Annotated in this window: 15 protein-coding genes; 7 read left to right on the top strand and 8 right to left on the bottom strand. The window is 58.3% G+C overall.

The features are described 5' to 3' along the window. Window positions 1–135 precede the first annotated feature (135 nt). The 3 genes from AC244Q_RS28940 to AC244Q_RS28950 are packed head-to-tail and all read right to left on the bottom strand — an operon-like array spanning window position 136 to window position 2,962. Window positions 136–468 carry a ubiquitination-like system serine protease family protein gene (locus AC244Q_RS28940; RefSeq protein ID WP_128408189.1) on the bottom strand — a complete coding sequence of 111 codons (333 nt, stop codon included), beginning with the start codon at window positions 466–468 and terminating at the stop codon, window positions 136–138. Continuing rightward, window positions 465–1,862 (bottom strand): ThiF family adenylyltransferase, encoded by a 1,398-nt coding sequence (locus AC244Q_RS28945; protein ID WP_128408198.1) that lies wholly within the window; start codon window positions 1,860–1,862, stop codon window positions 465–467. The genes AC244Q_RS28940 and AC244Q_RS28945 overlap by 4 nt, the downstream gene beginning before the upstream one ends. Then, complete coding sequence (locus AC244Q_RS28950) at window positions 1,859–2,962, bottom strand: multiubiquitin domain-containing protein (RefSeq protein WP_128408188.1); 1,104 nt, start codon at window positions 2,960–2,962, stop codon at window positions 1,859–1,861. The genes AC244Q_RS28945 and AC244Q_RS28950 overlap by 4 nt, the downstream gene beginning before the upstream one ends. Before the next feature lie 148 nt (window positions 2,963–3,110). Between AC244Q_RS28950 and AC244Q_RS28955 the strand changes: the two genes are divergently transcribed. The 7 genes from AC244Q_RS28955 (at window position 3,111) to AC244Q_RS28985 (ending at window position 7,881) form a co-directional block, all read left to right on the top strand. Beyond that, complete coding sequence (locus AC244Q_RS28955; protein ID WP_245460725.1) at window positions 3,111–3,722, top strand: transposase; 612 nt, start codon at window positions 3,111–3,113, stop codon at window positions 3,720–3,722. Next, complete coding sequence (locus AC244Q_RS28960; protein WP_128408187.1) at window positions 3,722–4,096, top strand: hypothetical protein; 375 nt, start codon at window positions 3,722–3,724, stop codon at window positions 4,094–4,096. The genes AC244Q_RS28955 and AC244Q_RS28960 overlap by 1 nt, the downstream gene beginning before the upstream one ends. Next, complete coding sequence (locus tag AC244Q_RS28965) at window positions 4,083–4,868, top strand: ImmA/IrrE family metallo-endopeptidase (protein ID WP_128408186.1); 786 nt, start codon at window positions 4,083–4,085, stop codon at window positions 4,866–4,868. Before AC244Q_RS28960 ends, AC244Q_RS28965 begins: the two co-directional genes overlap by 14 nt. Before the next feature lie 318 nt (window positions 4,869–5,186). After that, the gene (gene tnpA / locus AC244Q_RS28970) at window positions 5,187–5,555 is read left to right on the top strand and encodes an IS66-like element accessory protein TnpA (protein ID WP_012756395.1); all 369 of its coding nucleotides are present in this window, start codon (window positions 5,187–5,189) and stop codon (window positions 5,553–5,555) included. Beyond that, the gene (gene tnpB, locus AC244Q_RS28975; RefSeq protein WP_003554417.1) at window positions 5,552–5,899 is read left to right on the top strand and encodes an IS66 family insertion sequence element accessory protein TnpB; all 348 of its coding nucleotides are present in this window, start codon (window positions 5,552–5,554) and stop codon (window positions 5,897–5,899) included. Before tnpA ends, tnpB begins: the two co-directional genes overlap by 4 nt. Before the next feature lie 63 nt (window positions 5,900–5,962). After that, on the top strand, window positions 5,963–7,585 hold the full coding sequence (tnpC, locus tag AC244Q_RS28980) for an IS66 family transposase (protein ID WP_012756396.1): 1,623 nt from the start codon (window positions 5,963–5,965) through the stop codon (window positions 7,583–7,585). Continuing rightward, window positions 7,585–7,881 carry a hypothetical protein gene (locus tag AC244Q_RS28985; RefSeq protein WP_003554972.1) on the top strand — a complete coding sequence of 99 codons (297 nt, stop codon included), beginning with the start codon at window positions 7,585–7,587 and terminating at the stop codon, window positions 7,879–7,881. The genes tnpC and AC244Q_RS28985 overlap by 1 nt, the downstream gene beginning before the upstream one ends. A gap of 11 nt (window positions 7,882–7,892) precedes the next feature. Here the strand turns inward: AC244Q_RS28985 and AC244Q_RS28990 are convergent, their stop codons facing one another. From AC244Q_RS28990 to brxC, 5 genes are all read right to left on the bottom strand, one after another. Then, window positions 7,893–8,021 (bottom strand): helix-turn-helix transcriptional regulator, encoded by a 129-nt coding sequence (locus tag AC244Q_RS28990; RefSeq protein WP_487764160.1) that lies wholly within the window; start codon window positions 8,019–8,021, stop codon window positions 7,893–7,895. 161 nt (window positions 8,022–8,182) lie between these two features. After that, window positions 8,183–10,231 carry a protease Lon-related BREX system protein BrxL gene (brxL, locus tag AC244Q_RS28995; protein WP_206641130.1) on the bottom strand — a complete coding sequence of 683 codons (2,049 nt, stop codon included), beginning with the start codon at window positions 10,229–10,231 and terminating at the stop codon, window positions 8,183–8,185. Continuing rightward, window positions 10,232–12,508 (bottom strand): BREX-1 system phosphatase PglZ type B, encoded by a 2,277-nt coding sequence (pglZ, locus tag AC244Q_RS29000; RefSeq protein ID WP_128407958.1) that lies wholly within the window; start codon window positions 12,506–12,508, stop codon window positions 10,232–10,234. Continuing rightward, entirely contained in the window at window positions 12,505–15,858 is a 3,354-nt protein-coding gene (locus tag AC244Q_RS29005) for a BREX-1 system adenine-specific DNA-methyltransferase PglX (RefSeq protein ID WP_128407957.1), read from the bottom strand. The genes pglZ and AC244Q_RS29005 overlap by 4 nt, the downstream gene beginning before the upstream one ends. A gap of 4 nt (window positions 15,859–15,862) precedes the next feature. Next, the gene (brxC, locus tag AC244Q_RS29010) at window positions 15,863–19,276 is read right to left on the bottom strand and encodes a BREX system P-loop protein BrxC (protein ID WP_128407956.1); all 3,414 of its coding nucleotides are present in this window, start codon (window positions 19,274–19,276) and stop codon (window positions 15,863–15,865) included. Window positions 19,277–19,288: the final 12 nt, after the last annotated feature.

The raw sequence follows: 19,288 nt of genomic DNA on the forward strand, positions 1-19,288 counted from the left end.
AACCACGGCAACAGCGTCGATGTGGGGTTGATCATTCGGCGCAACGCTTCCTTAAGGTAGATGGTGTCGAGCGGCGGAATTTCTGTCTGACATTGTTTCCTCCCCGTTTGGTAAGTCCGGGCGCGCCTTACGCGCTTATTCGCACCAAAGGATACGCCCCTCGCGAACCCAGAAGTGAGACCTGCACCCGGATTTCCGCCAAACCGACGGATGTAGCGAAGGCCGCCCGACTTCGTTGATGCTGATGTCCCACCGCGGGAGGGTGCCCTCAAGGATCATCATTTCGATCCGTTCGCCACAGCCACAGGGGCACCGCATGCCGACACTCCAGTCATCACCGTCATCGCGGGTCAAAAAAAGATCACGGGCAGGAAGAACGTCAGGCAGCGCGTCTCCGTCGACGATCACCAGGCGGCGGGCAGGTCCGTACTTGTCCCAGATGCGGCGAAACCATCTCATGATATTCATGCCGCGTCCTTCCGTGGTCTGCGGAAGAGCGGCAGCCCAAGCAGCGGCTCGGCGGCGCCGCGACCGAGAAGCGCGTTGTCGCCACGTTCGAAATCGTCTTCCGAGAAATGATCCTCGTCGCAGGCCGCCAGGCTGAACGCGACGCGCGCATAGTTGCGGTTGGCTTCCTGTCGGAACGGATAGGCTCGAGCGATGAACTCGTTCATCATGGCAGATGCCGCCCGCATGTTCAGCGTGATCACCGACGGCGCCTCCTCAAGGATTCCCTTGATGTAGCCTGCCTCAAGTTCGGCACGGAAAGCGTTGGGGTCGGTGCGCTGTAGGTATTCGGCGCGCAGGCTTTCCTGCGTGTACACACTACGGTCGGCAAGGGTGGAGCCGCCAGGCTGCACGTAGTCGATGCGGCCGCTGACATCGGCAATGGCGACATTGCCGCCGTCGAGAGACGTCGGGATCGTGACTCCCACGTCGAACAGCGGAATGACGAACGCGGAGGCGATCAGATCGGCGTACTGACGACCCTCCTTGCTGTCGACGCAGCAGAAGATGACGTCGCACTGCCCGACAGCCTCGATCGCTTCACGCGTTCCAAGTGTATCCGCGACAGAAACCGCGACCCCGTCACCGCGGTGGCCCGCAATTGCCTGCGAGAACATTTCGACCTTGAGCCGGCTGCGCGCTGCATCCACTGAAGTCGAATTGAGAATGCGGTTGAGGTTCTTCTTCTCAATCTTGTCGGGGTCGACGAGTGTCACCGAGGCGAATCCAAGCCGTGCCACTACCTCCGCACCGATGGAACCGGTGCCGGACACACCTATCACTGCGGCGGATAGTCGACCGAGCTCCTGGGTCATCGATCCGGTGAAGGGAAGAACTCGACCCTGTGGAACAGCGTTCTCGATGCCGTCGTTCCACCAGTAAACGATGTCATCGCCAGCTATCGTCACGAGATCGACAGCGCGCATTCCCATGTCGCACGAATAGAGACGGGCACGGATTGCGCCTTCGGGGGTCATGATCGCCGAGCCATGGCGGTCGCCGAATGCCTGGAAAAGGCCCGGGATGACCCGGCGGTCGCTTTCATCATCGACATCTGAAAACTGCAACCACCCACCCGGATGCGAGTGCAGCAGGATGATTACGAGTGCTTCCGGGTCGGCGATATCGATAGCGTCCTCGATATAGGAACCGGGCCAGACAAGTGCATCCGGCTTGCGAAGGGGACAGGCGTCGTGCGGAACAAGGATGGCCTGCCGAACAACCAGTCGATCACGAGGTCCGGGCGAGGGAGCGCAGATAAGGATCGCTGCAGCTTCGTTCCCGTCGGACAGAAGATGCCCCTTGAGATTCGAATGTGTGATCCCGGCCAGTGCCAGGGTGATAGCGGGCATCATTCGCCGACCTCCTTGATGAGCGAGGACTCTACAAGCGCCAGATGGGTCACGACGTTGTCGTGCTGAGGATTCCACGGAACAACGCTGCCGCGGTGGCGCGACCAGCGCTGAAACGGCCGGCTGCCAATGGTCTGGGTGGCCTCCGTTGCGGGGATCGCACCACCAGTCACCCGCTGGAGAGGCGGGTAGACGTAGAACATGTCGATTTCGGTCTGGGGATACGTCGGCGGGATCATCAAAGCCATCGTGGTGGCCTTGGCAGTGTAGCCGTCGGGAACGGGGTAGTCGCGGATGATCAGCCAGCGGTGCCCGTCGCTGCTGCGGGTCTCCCAAGCATAGCCGAGACCGTCGAGGTAGGCTTCGTCGACTTCAAGGAGAGCGAAGTCACGGGAAGGCGCAACGCGCGCCTCCCCGTTGCTCACGTCCTTCGCGGTCAGGCGAACCTTCTCGATGCCCGGCGCGCGGAGATCGATCTCATCACCGACGGAGAGCTGGCGCTTGGGCTGACCCGCGATCTTGAGGATGATGATCCAAGCATTCGGATCGAATCCTGCACGGGTGAGCGCGTCCACCACCGAGATCACAGGAGTGATCGAGACGATCTTCTTGCCCTGCACGTTCAGTTCCCAGGTCTGCGGCTTGCCGCTGCGGAACTGCTCGATACCGTTCTTCCTGATCTTGACGACGTCATCGTCGCCAAGCAGGCGATCGGGTTCGTCAGTGCGCTCAAGATACAGGCCACGCTCGGAAGGGATGCGGCCCAGCTTGCGGACGACGGCACCGGAGATTTCATCCGCGGGCCAGTCGAAGGATTCGCCTTCGATTGCGATGCGGTTGGTGCCGTCGGCGACCGCAACGATGAACCTCGTGCCGCTACGCAGGTCGGCTTCCTCCTGATCGCGGAGTTCCTCGAGATCGCCGTCATTGCGCCACTGGAAGACATACGGACGCTGGTCGGAGTTGAATCCTGCGAGCTTGGCAAGCTTACCACCGGTGGGCGTGCGGGTCTCGGGATCAAAACCCTGGAAGTTGAGATCAATACCCGCGATTTCGATGGTCGCATGCTTGTCGCCGGGCGGTTCGTGGTGTTCGATAGTCATGGTCTGTGATTCCTCACTGTTGAAGGGTGGACTGGGATGTCCACTCTGTTTGCGGAGGAGCCTCTCGATTCCGACATGGAAAAAGTTTTGTCGGAATCCGCATGTCAGTGCGCAAACAGAGTGGAGATCATGGAGGAGGTCGACACATGTGGCAGAAGATGCGGAGGAACAGGTGGATCAGCCTGGAGAACAGTACTACTCGGCGGACGAGGCGATTGCCGCGTTCCGGGCGCTATCTGATACCGATCTGAACAAGCTCGGCAGGATAGCGAACTTCTTAGCAAGCTCGGACGGATACGCTCCGCCGCAGGAACTCATCAACGAATCCTTCATCAGGATCGCCGACGGTAGAAGGCAGTGGCCCCGGTCGCTACCGTTTCTCGTTTTCGTCGGCGGGGTTATGAAGAGCCTGAGGGGCGATAACTACCTGATATCCGAGAAGAGGAAGATTGTTCGGCTGAAGCAGGGCTTCGCCGTCGTCAAGACCGAAGAGCTCCCGATGGTGGCCGCGAACGACGACAGCGAAGAGCTTGCGCGGAAGGAAGAGCTGGAAGACGCCATGTCGAAGCTGCAGGCGCACTTCGCGGGTGACGAGGAAATGGAAATGCTACTGATGGGCATCGAAGACGGCCTGCGTGGGAAGGACCTGCAGGATGCCGTCGGCGTGGACGCCAAGCGCCTCGAGGCGCTGCGCACCCGGATGAACCGTCACATTGAAAAGCTCGCCAGCGGATGCTCGGCGAAAGAAGGACGGCCCTGATGACCGACAAAAAGAAGGACGCGATAGATAGCTTCATCGACTTCATTTTATCCGATGACAACCCGGTTAGTCCGGAGGATGAGGCGAATGTTCAGATGGTCAAGGATGCTCTCGCAGATGCAGCGATTAAACTCGCGAGAGCCCGCTTCGAGCGCGCCCGGACAGGGGCGTTCGCCAGCAACATGAAAGGCATCGCGAGTGACTTGAGCGTCGAACGGGCGAGGAAACTCTACGAGCGCGCCAAGCAAGGCGATGCGACAGCGGGCCTCACTCTGGCCGCAAGGTTCGGCGACGGCTCCATGGATGGTGACCTCGATGCGATCCTGGAAGATCTTGCCGAGCTCGAAGAAGACGCAGACGATGCCAAGGATTGACCCGATACCCGTAAACCTGTCACCGGATTCGCTTCTCCGGTCACTCGGGATCATCCAGCCACGAGACATCGATGTTGAAGCCATAGCCTTTTACGTGGGGCTACGCGTAAAACGCCGCTGCCTGAAATGCTGCGAAGCGATGATCACGGGGCTGGGCAACAAGGGCATTATTTCGGTAAATCCGGGCGGTATGCCTCAGCGGGAACGGTTCTCGATCGCGCACGAGCTTGGACACTGGGCCTACCATCGCGGCGAGACAGTTGCGTGCCGGGCGACGGATATCGGGAAGTTTTCTCGAGCCAATCCGGTCGAGCGTGCCGCGGATCAGTATGCCGCCGACCTGCTGATGCCTTGGCCTATGTTCAAGAACGAGTGCAAGCAGCATCGGAAGCTTGACCTGAAGGCATTGAAAGCCGTGGCCGGCGCATTCAACACCAGCCTGACTGCCACCTTGATCAGGATGATCGACAGCGGAAACTATCCCACGGCGATCATGGTGAACCACGGCGTCATGGGGAAGAGCTGGCACAAGCCAGCGGCGGGAGTACCAGGATACTGGAAGCCGAAAGACGATCTCGACCCCGAAAGCTTCGCCTTCGAGCTACTGCATGATCCGCTGTCGAAGGATGAAGGCTTTCCTCGGCGCATCGGCGCGGATGCGTGGTTCGACAACTGGGCTGCCGAGCGATACGAGATATTCGAACAGTCCTTTCGGATACCGGGTGAGGGCGTGATAACTATTTTGAATCTTGACGCCAACATGGTGCCTTGAGATCGGTTACTGATGCTGTCACAGTACGCATTGCCTGATAGGCGGTCGCGTTTATGTGGCGACGGAAAGCGCCGCACTGCTTTCTTCCGTTAATTTTCTCGACAGAGTCACTCCGGGCCCATGATCACGGCTGCCGTCAAGAAATATGATGCCCTGCGTTTCCAGTGCGACACGTACCTTCGTCACAGCATCCACCAGGACGCTGCCATCCGCTTTCTCGTAACCGCCCGATTGGAACCGCCTGCCGCCTAGCGCCCTGATGGCCTAAGACACGTGTTTAACGACGTCGTTAGCGACGTGTCTTAGGCGAGGATTGCGATGCGCGTTGAAATTCTTGGGCAGGAACGTCGACGGCGGTGGCGCGAAGAAGACAAGCTTGCGATTGTCATGTCGGTTGGGGTTTCTGGAGCCACGATCACAGAGATTGCTCATCGTCATGATGTAACGCGGCAGCAGATATACGCCTGGCGTAGCGAGCTCAAGAAGAAGGGGCTGCTCCCGGTGTCTTCGAATGCATTGTTCATTCCCGTCGATCTGAATGCCGTGCAGAACGATGCCCCTAAATTGAGGGAGAGCTGCTCCGGGATGATTGAGCTACGATTGATCTGCGGCCGCACGCTTCGTTTCGAGAGTTCTATGGCTCCCGATGTCCTGACGCAGATTATCCGGGCAGTGGAAGCAGCATGATTGGGCCTGGGACCGGCGTTCGGGTGTATCTTGCGTGCGGGATCACGGATATGCGCAAGGGAGTAGAAGGCCTTGCCGCGCTTGCGCAGGATGTTTTGCGTCAGAAGCCGACTGGCGGCGCGGTCTTCGCCTTTCGCGGCAAGCGTGGCGATCGTTTGAAGCTGCTGTATTTTGATGGCCAGGGCTTCTGCCTGTATTACAAGATCTTGCAGAAGGGGCGGTTTCCTTGGCCTTCGGCATCCGACGGGACTGCCCGGCTGACGTCGGCCCAACTGGCGATGTTGTGGGAAGGGATCGATTGGCGTCGTCCTGATTGGGGTGCGCCACCGGCCCGTGTCGGGTGATTTTATCCCACTGAAACCACTGGTTTTTATGGAAATTTATCCTGTCTCGTGGTAGTCAGGATCATGTCTAGCGCGACGACAAATCTTCCGGACGATCCAGCCTTTCTCAAGGCAATGATTGCCGCTTTGCAGGCGGAAAACGCGAAGATGTCGGCCACATTGCAGGCGCATGATCAGTTAATCCAAACGCTGCGGCTGCGCATTGCCAAGCTGAAGAAACAGGTCTTCGGCAAGTCGTCTGAAAAGATTGAGCGTGAAATCGAGCAGTTGGAACTGGCGCTTGAGGATCTGTTGATCGCCGCCGCTGAAGGCAGTACGGCGCCAATCGATGAACCTGATGAGGCGGCGTCTGTGGTTCCCTTGGCGGATACGTCTGAAAAGATCATGCGCCGGCGCCCACGCGTCTCGGACAAGGCGGTTCGCGAGCGCCGAGAGCTCGATCCTGGCTCCTGCTGCCCGGAATGCGGAGGTGAATTGCGTCTTGTCGGTGAGGACGTCAGCGAAATCCTCGACATGATCGCCGCGCAGATGAAAGTCATCGAAGTTGCTCGACTGAAGAAGTCCTGCCGCTGCTGCGAGAAAATGGTGCAGGTGGCAGCACCCAGCCGCCCGATACCGGGCAGCATGGCCGGCGCTGGCCTCTTGGCGTACATTCTGGTCTCGAAGTTCGACGACCATTTGCCACTGTACCGTCTGAACGAGATCTTCGCCCGCATGGGCGCCGACATTCCCGACAGCACGATGGTTGATTGGTGTGGTCGCGCCATGCAGGTTCTGCAGCCTCTCATCGAGCGGATCGAAACGGCGGTCATGGCAAGTGACCTGCTTCATGCGGACGACACCCCGATCAGGGTGCTGGATCGCTCGCTGCGAGACAAGGGGTTGGGCAAGGGTGTGAAGAAGGGCAGGATCTGGACGTATGTCCGCGATCAGCGTCCATGGGCAGGCAGTTCCCCGCCCGGTGCAGTCTACTATTTTGCTCCTGACTGGAAAGAAGAGCACGTCCACCGCCACCTCAAGCAATCAAGCGGCATCCTTCAGGCTGACGGCTACAAAGGATATGGCAAGCTATACTCGCCTGGAGAAAAGGGAGAATCTCGCTTCAAGGAAGCCGCCTGCTGGGCTCATTGGCGACGAGACTTCCACGATATCTGGACATCAAACAAGTCCGAGATCGCGCGAGAGGCTCTTCATCGCATCGGAGCGCTTTACGACATCGAGCGTGGCATCAATGGGCAGCCTCCTGAGATCCGTCTTGCTGCGCGTCAAAAGCAGAGCAAGCCTAAGGCCGATGCATTCCGCCACTGGGCTGAAGCTCAACTCACGCGCATTCCGGGCAAAAGCGATCTGGCGACAGCTTTCCGCTACGGATTGAGCCGATGGTCTTCGCTCTGTCTGTTCCTCGAAGACGGTCGCGTTGCGATCGACAACAATGCCGCCGAGCGGGCACTGCGTCCGATAGGCGTGGGAAGACGAAACTGGCTCTTCGCGGGAGCCGATACGGGAGCGGAGACCTTGGCACGCGCCATGACGATCATCGAGACGGCAAAGATGAATGGTCTTGATCCGCAGGCCTATCTGGCAGACGTGCTCGATCGCATCCACGATCACAAGATCAATCGGTTAGACGAATTGCTTCCGTGGAACTGGTCGGCGATCACCACAATCGACGCGAAGGCAGCCTGATGGCGACAGTCACCTACGTCCGTACGATCAAATTTGTTGCCGAAATCCTCGAAGAGGACCCGGAGCTTCTTCAGGCAATTGTCTCCAACGATGATAATCTGAGCTACGGCAGCATCATCTCCGTGTACACCGGAGACGACGAATCGGTGACCGCACTGACGGACGACGGCATGGACGAATTGGAGCAGATGCTCAAAGATGCCCGCCGCTCACCCCAAGAATGGAACGACTTCCTCGACAGCTTTGTTGACGACGAGCTGCTCGTCGCTCGCATCAAAGCAAAATCGCCGCGGTAGCAATCGGGCGGTTACGCTTTCTCGATCCGCACGACAATTTGTCGGCTCACCCCGGCGACGTCAGCCAGCTCTTCCTGACTGAGTCCTAGAAGTGACCGCGCAGCGCGGAGAGCAATCATTATTTCCGGCAACGAATCCATCGGCTCACATGGCCAAAAGGCTCGGCGGTTGTCAACAATTCATGAGTTCACTGGCCGCGACCTGAATCCTTGCCAGCAGCAGACTAGGTCAATGCGACTTTACTGCAGTTTTAGATATGCTGCGTGCGTTCGACCATCGACCACGGCGCCGAATGTCGTCGCTAATCGTGCAGCGACTTCTTGAGTGCATCCTGCGCATCCGCGTAAAAAAGGACTTGAATCTTCGTCGCCACCTCATCTGAAAGGTCAACGAGAGTTCTTCGGCAGGACACAGGCATCATCACCGTTGTGGCCCCCTTTTCAAGTGCCAGCTCAACGACATCAACGGGATTGTGAATTGGGTCGATCGAGCCCCCTAGATTGATCCCTCCAACAATAATCAGGCCACCCTTCAGCGGCTTGCCAATGAGTGCGGAACTTAGAGCGATCAGCACTCCAACACCCGTTTGAGAACCGCTTTTCGCCGCGTCGAACGAGCGGATTTGAACCGAGAATTCGTGCGCGCGGGGATTTCTGTCACCGACTAACTCCATCGCCCTTGAATATAGGTTTTGCTCGGCAAACTTTACGCTCTCTCGGAAAGAAGGAGGCGGTGATTGGTTGAGGATGCGCACTCCGCTGCCTGAGCCTTCGGTCACCTCGATCCGAAACAAGCCGGTCGCTTCGTCTGCCCCGCCAGGACTTATTACCCAAACCTGCCCCGCGGGAAGAGGATCAGAACCAATACTATCCTCGCTTTGAAGTTCGGGCGTCGCGACGAACTTCTCAACGCCATCCATTCCAAACATGTAACTGAACTGCGTGTTGCGAAACTCTGCGGAGCCGATTCGCTTCTGCTGCTCTTTCACTCTGCGACGCACCTCAAGCGCCAGGCGAACCGCCCATTCGAGGTCCTCGTCAGTTACTTTCATTGATGAATCTGGATACAAAAGCTTTAGCAGACCGGACACGGTTTTGTTGACCGCATTTTGGTCTCGTCCGGAAAGCGCGCCGCCGAAATGGACACGCCCGGGAAGTGCGTTCACTCGTGTTTGCGCTCGCAGCCTTGAGAAGCATTCCGCCAGCACGTCGCTCACCATGCCGAACCGGCTAGTGAATAGATCCTTGCTTACCTTCGGAATATCCCATCCTGGGAGGTAGCAATGGATTCGATCCATAAAGGCGGTATCATTGCGCATCTCCGGAGGCATCGGCCCGAACAAGTGGCCGACGCGCTGTTGATGCTGTACGTCTATGTCAAAATTACCCACCATGACGATGCTGCCCTCGGCTCGAATACTTTCGCGACCACGCGAGAATTCGCCCGACTCCATGTAGCCTTTCATGATGTTTACGCCGTCCTTCTGGTCGAAGGAGATGCCTGACACCTCATCGAAACAGACAACATCGTATTGACACACCAAGCCACGTTGCCCGTTCGACATATTCACGAACATCCGGGCTACGGTTGCCTTGCCGCCCGAAACAAGGTGTGCATAGGGCGAAACCTGCTGGAATAGGTGACTTTTCCCCGTACCGCGAGGCCCGAGCTCGACCATGTTGTAATTGCTCTCAACGAAGGGCACCATTCGTAAAAGCATACCGTCTTGCGCTCTCGGCGACAGCTTGTCAGCCTCAAGGCCAACGCTCCGAAGAAGGAAATCTCTCCACTCCTTCGTTGAGAGCTGCGCGCGTCCATGTGCAATCTTTTCCAGGATGTCACGGCTGGATAGCTGGATTTCCCGCAGACTCATGATTTGGAAAGGTCGACCGCCAGTCTCCTGCGCAATGCTCGCGTCATAGCCAAGTTCGACTTCGGCGTAGAAACCGCCTGTGAGCATGCGCTCGTGCGCCTGCACCAGCTTGTCGTCAATGCGTACATCCGTCAGCCGCAGGCTGGGCAATGCTGCGAGATAGCTGTCCGTCTTGGCGTCCAGGCGTGCGGTGACAATATCAATAATCTTGACCGAACCACGCTCTCTCGCCCGGGCCTTAAACAGCTCTTCCTCGCCGGCACGAACCGTGCGATCGGAGAGCTGCGACTGCACCATCTCCAGACCTTCTTCGATCTCAACTGGATCGGTGCTGGCGGCGTATCGCCCCAGCATGAACTCAACGACGTAAGTCGGTACCGGGAACTGGCCGCGAAAACGACGCACCAGGTCCTTTCGCACGATGTACCCCGGGAAGGCTTCTGCGGCCTTTCTGTCAAGTGCGTCGAGTTCCAGCATTTATTCTCCCCCGACCTTCAGGACGCGATGGGCCAGAATGGTACCGTTGTCGTCCACTAACACCAGGCAGGCCGTGTGGCCAACGTTCTCGTCGCTAACCAAGAAGGATGTTTTTCCCTTGTCATCCAGCACTCGGCCACCTTTGATCATGCTCGGACCGCTTGTCTCCGATCCTAATCGAAGATCAACGCGGAGGTCAGTTGCGCCAGATACCTCGACCCGAAGCCTCAAGCCTTCCCACTTTGTCTTCACGTCACCAATATCTTGTTGCGGAACCCCACTCGCCGTGATGTCCAGGATGGGCAATATGCATTCCTGTGGGCTCACCCCGCCGTGAGCATATTCCTGCCCAGCAAAGAATGAATGCGCGCCTGTAGCTGTTGCGACAAACACCTCCGGGTTCCATGTCCACGGGATTTGAAGATAGGTGGTGTGGGCCTTCGCCTTCACCATCGCGCATCGCGATCGCTTGCCTTGCGGTTCGACGAGACCGGTCTCGAGGGCAGCCTTAGGAAGCCCACCCGGCATCAACAACCAGCCATGGTCTGTAACGATGCGGACAGTCCGTCCACTACGTATCAACTGCACCACAGAATCGGCTACATCGCGAATCCCTGCTGCAAGCTGGCCAGCGAGCCTGGCGCCTAGTGCGTGGCCGTCCTCGTCAAACCGTCCGGCCTCTGCCCAAAGCTTGGTGTCAGCGAGCAAGGCATTGCCAGTTTCCCAACCTTGTTCTTCCAGAAGTTTGTACAGCACCGGCTTTGTAGCCGCCTTGCCCTCTGAGGTCACGGGTAGCATGTCTGATGTGATGGGCGGTCCGGAGAGAAGCGAAGCGACGGGCGAGACGAGCGCCTTACAGGTGGCGGTCACCGTGGGGAAACCAGACCATTTCCAGGACTGAACGACGTTCAAGTTTTCGGATTCGAGAATGCGAGCCAACTCTTGCGCCAGGTCCATGCGCAAGCCATCGACAAAAAGGATAGTGGTCGCCGCCGATTTCGCATCCTCTGGTTTCTGTAGCTTCAATCCGCCTGACCGGATCAGTTCCTGAAGGGCGTTGGCTCCGTCCTCAAGCCACGGTAGGTAGACCGCTCGCAAAGCCACTGAGACTGCATTGCGATCGACGTCACGGGATGCCGCTGCCAAGGCCCGCATGGCTGCGAAATCTACGGCGGCGCCGCTCTCGATATAGGCTTCCGCCAAGGTGTTGCCGTCATGAGCCTGGAGCGGTTTGGCCTTAGCTACCTCGACCAGAAAGGATAGCGCCTGCGCCAAGGGCGCTTCTCCACGTTTCGCCCATACCGTCTCCCGCCGCCAGCCATGCTGGCCCTCCAGTTCCAGGATTCGCGAGCGAGCATCAGGAGCCGAGAAGCTCTCCAGCTTCGACAGGCTGTCCCTCAGCTCTTTTTCACCTTTGAGGTTCTGCTTGGGATAGGCTTCTGCGTTCTCGAAGAGCGTAGCTGGTTCCTCTGCCCCTAGCAGACCGACGACGCCACCATGCCCCATGCCTGAGGCGAAGCGTGACCAGACATCCGCCCAGTTTCCCTCGCGTTGGGCCAAGCGCCTGGCCGCGTCCTGGACAGATAGCTTGCGGGGATCGAACTTGAGCTGCTTTTCGGCGATGCTGGCGAACGCAGTGAACCGAGCCGGATCTGCTGCGGCGTCGAACACGCCGTCCATCCAATCCAACATGTCCGCCGCAAGATCCGGCGCCAAGAGGGCGTTCAGTGCGTCAGCATCCCACCGCTTTCCTTTTAATTCCTCAAGCGGCTTGGCGCCGAAGCGCAGGGCCGCATGGGAGAGCGCCATCCGGGTGGAGGCATCGTCGGCGATATTGAGCTTCAGTGGCCCTCGATCCGAGGTCAGGAAGGCGCGCAGTGTCCAGTCCTTGCCGTTCACATGGCCGAAGAGGTTTCCCGCCACAGTGAACCAGACCAACGGCTGCAGCAGCGTCGGGCAATCCTCGGCACCCTTCAACACTTCCCGGCCTACGCCAGGGAGATAAAGGATCGGTGTTGCCTCGTCTGGGATTGAGACTGACGGAACAGCCCTGGCTACCACTGCCCGCAGCCAGACTGCGGGTCCGGTGCGGGTGACCGGGTCGTGAGCGCCATAGGTCACGAGTTCCGGAAGGCGCTCGCTTAAGGTGGGAATGAGCGTCAAGAACTCCCCGTTCGGATCGCACCAAACGATGGCCTCCGGGGCTGATTCCGCGCCTGGATTGAAGTTCGCAGTCTCGCGCAGCGCGACGACCAATGAGTCGAGAGGCGTCGTCACTTCTTTGCCACCGTCTCCGGATTGCCTGCCCGCGCCGCGCGCTTCTCCTCAATCGTAGTATGATGATCGTTGATCCGCTCACCTTTGAAGACCGGATACCAGGGAGCCGACGGCACGTCGTTGCCGCGGTCCTTGGTCCACTTGATCCCCTTGGGTTGCTCGCGCAGGATTCCCGCCTCCATGAATGGCCGAATGTTCATGCGGACCCCATCATCAAGGTCTGGATCCCATCCGAACGGCTGCTCCGCCAGCGGCTTCCAGCGCACGAAGATGTCATACGGCGCTTCGCCCTCTAACACCAACTCCAACTTCTGCTGAAGCTCGCGACCCTTTTCGTAGCGCAGGTCGTTGTCCTCATCCTTGGCGCGGCGTAGCCAATCGCCAAGCATTGTGTAGGTCAGCTTGCGTAAGTTCGCCTGGGTAAAGCGGTGATAGTGGACGAAGACGGAAAAGCCATCTTTCAGCCCGTCCCAGATGTGCCAAAGGAAAGGACGCTGCTGGAATAGTGCGCAATGCTGACGGAAGGCGCGGTCGCGCAGCCAAGCTTCCAGGGAACCGTCCTTTCCCTGCTTCTTGTCCAAGACCTCGTCGGACTCAGCGACCAGTCTCCTCTCCAGCGCATCAGACCATTCCGCGCCGAAGGCTGTGGAAAGGAAGGTGCGGAGGCGGTCGGCGAGCGGCTTTTCTCCAGCCACTCCCGCGACTGAGAGAAGACCGTCTCCATCTCCTTCTGGGAGTATCCCCGCCTTTTGCACCCATTCACGTGCCTCAGCGGAAAGCCTAATTGCCTGCTCGGTCTCGGCAGGCCAGCGGTGACCACAAAGACGGGCGAGGGCAACATGTAGGACAGCGCCCGAGTCGGTCTTCGCTGGATGTCCATGAAAGAGCCACTGTATTGGATCACCTGTAAATGGCTCAGGTAGCCCATCAGGATAAAGTTCAGTGGCGACCTGAGCCCAGTGTGCACGATCGTATGGAACCTTCACCAAGGTGCCGGTCGTGACATGAACTGCACGGTCGATCTTTCGTACTTCTTTGAGATATTCACCAGATCCTAGATACGCCGCCACCGCAGATAAATTATCTTCATCAACGATAAGCACAGCAGTGGCCTTGTCGTGACGTTCACCGAAGTAGAAGTTCCAGTTCAAGTCTCTCATGCCGCTTACTATCAGCCCACGTTTTCCCCATGCGCCGTGACCCTGGATGCGTGCTCCCGATTCTCGTGCCAAGGCTCCGCGGCCTTTCTCCCATCGTACAATTTGGTTGCGACCAGAAAACGGTCTCCCCTCGTTCGGAGAACCTATAAAATACTCAAACTTCTGCCCGAGGTCCGCCTGCTCCCAAAACATAAATAGATATCGCCCGGAGTCGCCAGTTGACATTCCCTCGACTGATTGCGCGACTTCAGATAGCAATTTCGCCCTAGGGCGAGGATGTGAAGAGATGACTTGATCAACATTCTGGCGTTGGGCTGTTTGGCTCCATATCGCGACGTTGTTTTCCCTCAGGCCTTTCTTCTTGCTATTGCGGTCTTTTATTTCAGACACATCCAAAATTGCGTGTGTGGCGGAGAGTGGATCTTGGATATTGCTGAATGCCATGAGAACAGTTTGAGGTCCGCGATCTCCGAATTGCTCCCATGCTTCTTCACCGAGTGGAACGAAGAAGTCGATGCCGAGGTTGTCCAACAGTTCTCGACGATATTCTCTATAGCTGCCTTGAAAAAAGCAATGCTGGGGCGAAACACAGGAGAGTGTCCCCGACGGAGAAAGAAGCCGAGATATTCGACTTATCATAGTTGATGCAAGGTCGGCTTTCGCATTGGCAAAATGCCGCTCGACGAATTTCGCCAACCTCTCGTCCTGTTTGCCGCGTCCAAGAAAAGGCACGTTAGTAGCGACGAGGGTATAGTGCCGACTTAGCATCGCTGCCCCATCCGCCATTCCTCGCGCCGCGACGACACCTTCTGAGTGTTCGGGCTCGGCGGAACGGGTTCGCTGCACCAATTCATCAAGAAGTGAACCCACCTTTCCAAGCCTCTGAGGTGACATCAAATCGCCTCCCCTTGGATCGATCAAGCTTCCCAGGAGCGAAGCTTGAGAAAAGATATCAAAAAGCATCTCCAACCCCTTGCGCAGTTCTGTGTCACCATTGGCAAGGGAAGCGAATTCCAACTTCGGCAGTGGCGGGGGCGCGCCAACCCAAGCAATATGGGGCAACGGAAGTGTCTGCCACCCCCCGATCCGCCAGGCGGTCAGGGCGACTGCAAACGCCGCTATCTGGACGCAACGGCCATCGATTTCCAATCCATGCAGGTTATCACGCAGGGCGGCGGCGACTGCATCGGCCGACGTAAGACCTTCCTCAGCTTGGCGCAGAGCGGAGAGTATAGTTAGTGATTCTGTTAGAAAATGCCCGGACCCACAACACGGGTCGAGCATGGTGATCTCGCTAGCTTCTATCGGCCAGCCTGGAAACGTGCCCGCAGCCGGTTGCCAGAGTGCCTCTTCACCTACACCTTGCTTTACGAAACGCAATACGTCGAAGGCATAACCGGGTAAGCTGCATGCGGCTCTGAGTGCATCTTCGTCCGCCGCGCTCTTTGCCAGCTCAGGATTTGCGGCGAGGATCTTGCCCGCCCACCAGGCCCCCAGTGTGTTGTGCAGGAGAAAACGAACCATGTATGGCTCGGTAAAGAGTTGCGTGACGGCGGAAATTTCATCCGCACCGATCTTGTCGCCCTTCTTATTGACAGCGTCCTTCTCAGCCGCCCGCCAAAATTGGTAGGTCCAGCCAAGGCTATCCTCTGCCTGAAAGATATCATCGTCGAGATCTGTCACTAGGCGGTGCAAAGCTTGGTTCTGTGCAGCGTCTACCTTTAACGACAGGACGGGATCGTCAATGCGAAAAACGGCCGGAAGCATGGACGCCGCGTAGCGTTCGGCGACCACCCAGGCATCGGCTGCACATTCCTCTTGTGCGATCTCCCGGCAGTCTTCCAGCGTTACTGGCACATTATGCTCCGGGTGTCGCAACAGGCCACGCTCCGCGAGGAAGCGCGCAAACAGCATCCGGTGCCAATGGGCATAAGCAGCCGCCTCAATCAGCCGCTTAACCTCCTGTTCGTCAGAATCATTGTGTAGCTTGTCGCCCAGCGTGCGCGCATGCGCCCGCAGACGGCGCCGCAACTCCTTTTCCTCCTCCGACAGATAAGTCGGAGCCTTAGCCTCTGCGATCCCAAGGCGACGAATGGCGTCGGATGCCCCCGACTCGGCGACAACGCGGGCTTCCTTGATAGTTTTCTCAAGCGCACGCCGGAGGGATGTCGCCAGGTAGTGCTGGATCATGTTGTCACACCTTCGGGATTACGGGGCCGGCCACCAGAGCATTTTTCAGCGCCTCGCGCGCGGATTGAAGCCACGCTTCGAGGTCCTGGTCGTTCTTCAGTAAGCTGCCCGCAAGGGTGACGGTCTGCGCCGTCGGCTCAAGCAGGATTGCCGCACTCGCCAAGGCTTCATCAATCCTAGTTGGAAGCGCCTTCGTCGCATTCTCCCACCCCATGAATGAACGCTGACCGAGTGCGTCCAAAATCGAGACGGGCGTATCAACCTGAGGCTTGTCTAGGAGCAAGAGACCAGCTTCGTTGCGAATGGCGTGCTTCTGCTCGGGAGTCAACTTGTTCCAGGTCTCGCTGTTTAACAGGCGAGCTTCCCCGTCGTCCCAAGCCTTCTTCCAGGATTCATAGGCTGTGTTAAGCCGTCCGCGGAGCGCATCGGCTGCCGCGGATATGACCGGAGGAACAGGATCGGGGTCTGCCAGTAGCTGGCGATTGCCTCGAATAGTATCGAGTTCCGCCTTCTGGTCCTCCGCACCTAATTGTACCAAGCGCTCGGCGGTCCTGAATGCAGGCAGGCGCTGGCCGATCTTGGCCGATGCCGCCTTCCATCCTTTCAACTTGTCCCTAAGCGACGACGCGTCCTCCGCCACTGCAGCCAGGAGGTCGTTGCCGGATAGCAACTTGAAGCTAGAAAGGTTCGGTACCGTATCGGCCACCGGCGCAGGGGCGTTGCTGCCTGAATCCGTTGCAGCGGTTTCTAGCTTTTGGAGGAGAGCTGAGAGCGCGTAGGCTTCCTGCCCGTTTTCGAAGTGCACGCCAGCTTCGGTTAGCAGCCCACGGGCGGCCATTCGCTGACCAATAGTGATGACGATCGTTTCCGCGCGATAGGTGCAGACACCAATTTTGGAGCGCGGAAGGTCCGGCAGTGAAACCTGCTTTCCATCCTCTCCCGTGACCTTGATCACGCCTGCATTTGCGAGAACGACCAGGGCCCCGTCGATGGCATCTTGGGGCCAACCGTATTCTAGTTCGGTGAACTTCGTCCGCAGGTACGATCCTTTGCGCCCGGGACCAAGCTCGGCCAGAAGTGCCTTGCAGATGGGATGGGTTTCGGGCGCGCCAGAATGGTCCACTGCCTTCATGGCATCGGGGTCCTTCTTCATCCCGCGATCGAAGACCTTGCTCCATCCTGCGTGGTCGCCCTCCGCAAATCTTGGATAAAGGCGTGCTAGCGCGTTTGTAGCTGCTTCTTTTGCGGCATCAGCAAGAGCGCCATTCACGGCCTTGCCGCCTGCCTGTACGACTTTTGCCTGGCGAAGCGCTTCACGAATGAGTTCGTTGGCCTGGGATAGCGCTTTGGACGAGCGGGATTGCATAGCCTTTTGCGCTTCCACACCCGCATCTGTGCCGGGCACACCCTTCAACTGCAAAACACTATCGGCGGCTCGCCATGCGGCGATCTCCCGCGTCAGATCCTCTGGCCTATGTCGAGGCACCAAGAGATGGATTGTCGGATCGTTGGGAGACGCGCCAGCGATTTCCTTTTCGACCGTGGACAAATCCTCATCCCAGCCGATGCGGAGCCGCAGCGGCACACCGTCCGTCGGGGCTTTATCACCCACCTCGAGGCGATGGATTTTCCGCTGCTGCTTGCTTATGCCATGCGCTACGCTACCCGCGCCGGCAAGAGCAGTGTCTATCGCCCCGCCCAGAAGCTGACGGCGTTTCCCGGATAGGCCTGCTTGATCCGCTAGGACTGACTTCACCTCGGTTCGGTAAGCATTCTCCCAATCCGCGCTTTCCTTGGTCTGAAGCCGCCACTCGCCTTGCACCTCGATCGCGGCACCGTCTTCGAACAGTTCCTGAAGGAGCTGGGGAACCTGTTTCCGGAGCTCGGCATCGCCTCCGAGATCGACAATCATCAAGTCCGCTATCGTTTCCGGCGTTGAACGCACGCCATGCCGGTCCGCTTCACCGGAGATGCGACCGAGCATGTACACCAACATGAGGATCCGGGCCTTGCTTTGATCCTTCGCGTCACCACCCCTGAGAGCTTCGATTCTATTCCGGGTTTCCCCCGGAAGTAGCCCGGCATTGTACGCCTCATTCGAGAAGCGGCCGTACAGGAAATCCACTGCAACTGCATGCCCCAGGGGCTTGCCGCCATAGGACTTTGCGGCGTCGAGCGTTGTCCTCAACTGTCCACGGAGGGTACCCCCCAATCCTGTACGGTCAAGTTCGCGTAGGATGTGTTCCCAGACCCGCCGTCGTGAGGGAAGTAGGGGCCAATCGAGAACGGCTTCGTCGGTATCATTGACGGTGTGCGCCAGCTTACTGCCATGCAACTGACGACTGATTTCGCCTGCGTGTTTGCCAAGCATCCCCTTGATGTCGGTTTCCGCGCCCGGCTTCTTGCGAAGCACAGTTTTGCGAATGACGGTATCGATGTCGGCCTCGCCGAGTGCGACTTGGACTGGGAAACGGTCGAGTAGCTTCTGCAGGTTCGGGACGTCGCTAAGAGCCTGCTGCCCGGTTCCGACTATGAGGATCCGACCATTGAACCGACTCGACAGACGCTCGACCAGAGTCTGAATCTTCAAGGTAAGGCTAGGGTCCTGGCGGATGAATTGTTGCACCTCGTCGAGAACGATCAACGTCAGCGGCAATTCATTTCGGCCGAGAAGCAGCGCCTTACGCGCCATGCTCTCCAGTAGATCGACTGTTACGGGCGGGGGCTCAGGGAATAGTGCCTGGAGTTTCGATCCCAACTCCCGCGGGGACTCGGCAAGTTCCGGTTTCGCTTTAAGAACAGCGGTCCCGAATTTCGGCGAAAGGATGAAGTTGCGGATATGGGTGTCGAATCCATCGCCGAGCTCGGCGCGAACCTCGTCCAGGATACCGGTATCGTCGAGCCAGAACGCCACTTGAGCGGCTCGCAGATCGCTCGGCAGGCCCACGGCGCGGAGGATGATGCCGAGGGTAGCTTCAGCGGGATCCTCAGCTCCTGTTCCGAGGGTGTCGCCTGCTGCGACAACGCCGCCCGCACGTTGTGCGGCGATGCGCAGTTCCTTCAACGGAGCAGCGACTTGTGGCGGGAGATCGGTTAACCCCTCGGCTGTGGCGCCGTCCGCAAATTTTGGATTTGTCCAAAGAGCCGCGAGCATGCTTGCCAGGTGCGATTTTCCAGACCCGTAAAAACCGGAAATCCAGACAGCCGGAGAGGAGCCCCCTTTGCTGACCGAGCCCAGAAACGCTTCCAGGATCCGAGCCAACCCTTCCGCATAAGCCCCATCGCAGACAAAAGTTTCCAGTTCTCCACGCAACGTGTCCAGGCCTTCGGGCGCTGGTGGAAACTGAATCTTTGCGACACCCTGATTTGCGAGACGATAGTCGGCCGGATCCTTGTAGAACGTATCCTTGTTAAGCATTTAATCTCACCC

This window comes from Rhizobium sp. CB2179, from assembly GCF_057653455.1.

Bases quoted from the DNA above. Each gene is read 5' to 3' on its own strand.
- AC244Q_RS28940 (WP_128408189.1), bottom strand. From the start codon at position 468: ATGAATATCATGAGATGGTTTCGCCGCATCTGGGACAAGTACGGACCT.
- AC244Q_RS28945 (WP_128408198.1), bottom strand. From the start codon at position 1,862: ATGATGCCCGCTATCACCCTGGCACTGGCCGGGATCACACATTCGAAT.
- AC244Q_RS28950 (WP_128408188.1), bottom strand. From the start codon at position 2,962: ATGACTATCGAACACCACGAACCGCCCGGCGACAAGCATGCGACCATC.
- AC244Q_RS28960 (WP_128408187.1), top strand. From the start codon at position 3,722: ATGACCGACAAAAAGAAGGACGCGATAGATAGCTTCATCGACTTCATT.
- AC244Q_RS28965 (WP_128408186.1), top strand. From the start codon at position 4,083: ATGCCAAGGATTGACCCGATACCCGTAAACCTGTCACCGGATTCGCTT.
- tnpA (WP_012756395.1), top strand. From the start codon at position 5,187: ATGCGCGTTGAAATTCTTGGGCAGGAACGTCGACGGCGGTGGCGCGAA.
- tnpB (WP_003554417.1), top strand. From the start codon at position 5,552: ATGATTGGGCCTGGGACCGGCGTTCGGGTGTATCTTGCGTGCGGGATC.
- tnpC (WP_012756396.1), top strand. From the start codon at position 5,963: ATGTCTAGCGCGACGACAAATCTTCCGGACGATCCAGCCTTTCTCAAG.
- AC244Q_RS28985 (WP_003554972.1), top strand. From the start codon at position 7,585: ATGGCGACAGTCACCTACGTCCGTACGATCAAATTTGTTGCCGAAATC.
- AC244Q_RS28990 (WP_487764160.1), bottom strand. From the start codon at position 8,021: ATGGATTCGTTGCCGGAAATAATGATTGCTCTCCGCGCTGCGCGGTCA.
- brxL (WP_206641130.1), bottom strand. From the start codon at position 10,231: ATGCTGGAACTCGACGCACTTGACAGAAAGGCCGCAGAAGCCTTCCCG.
- AC244Q_RS29005 (WP_128407957.1), bottom strand. From the start codon at position 15,858: ATGATCCAGCACTACCTGGCGACATCCCTCCGGCGTGCGCTTGAGAAA.
- brxC (WP_128407956.1), bottom strand. From the start codon at position 19,276: ATGCTTAACAAGGATACGTTCTACAAGGATCCGGCCGACTATCGTCTC.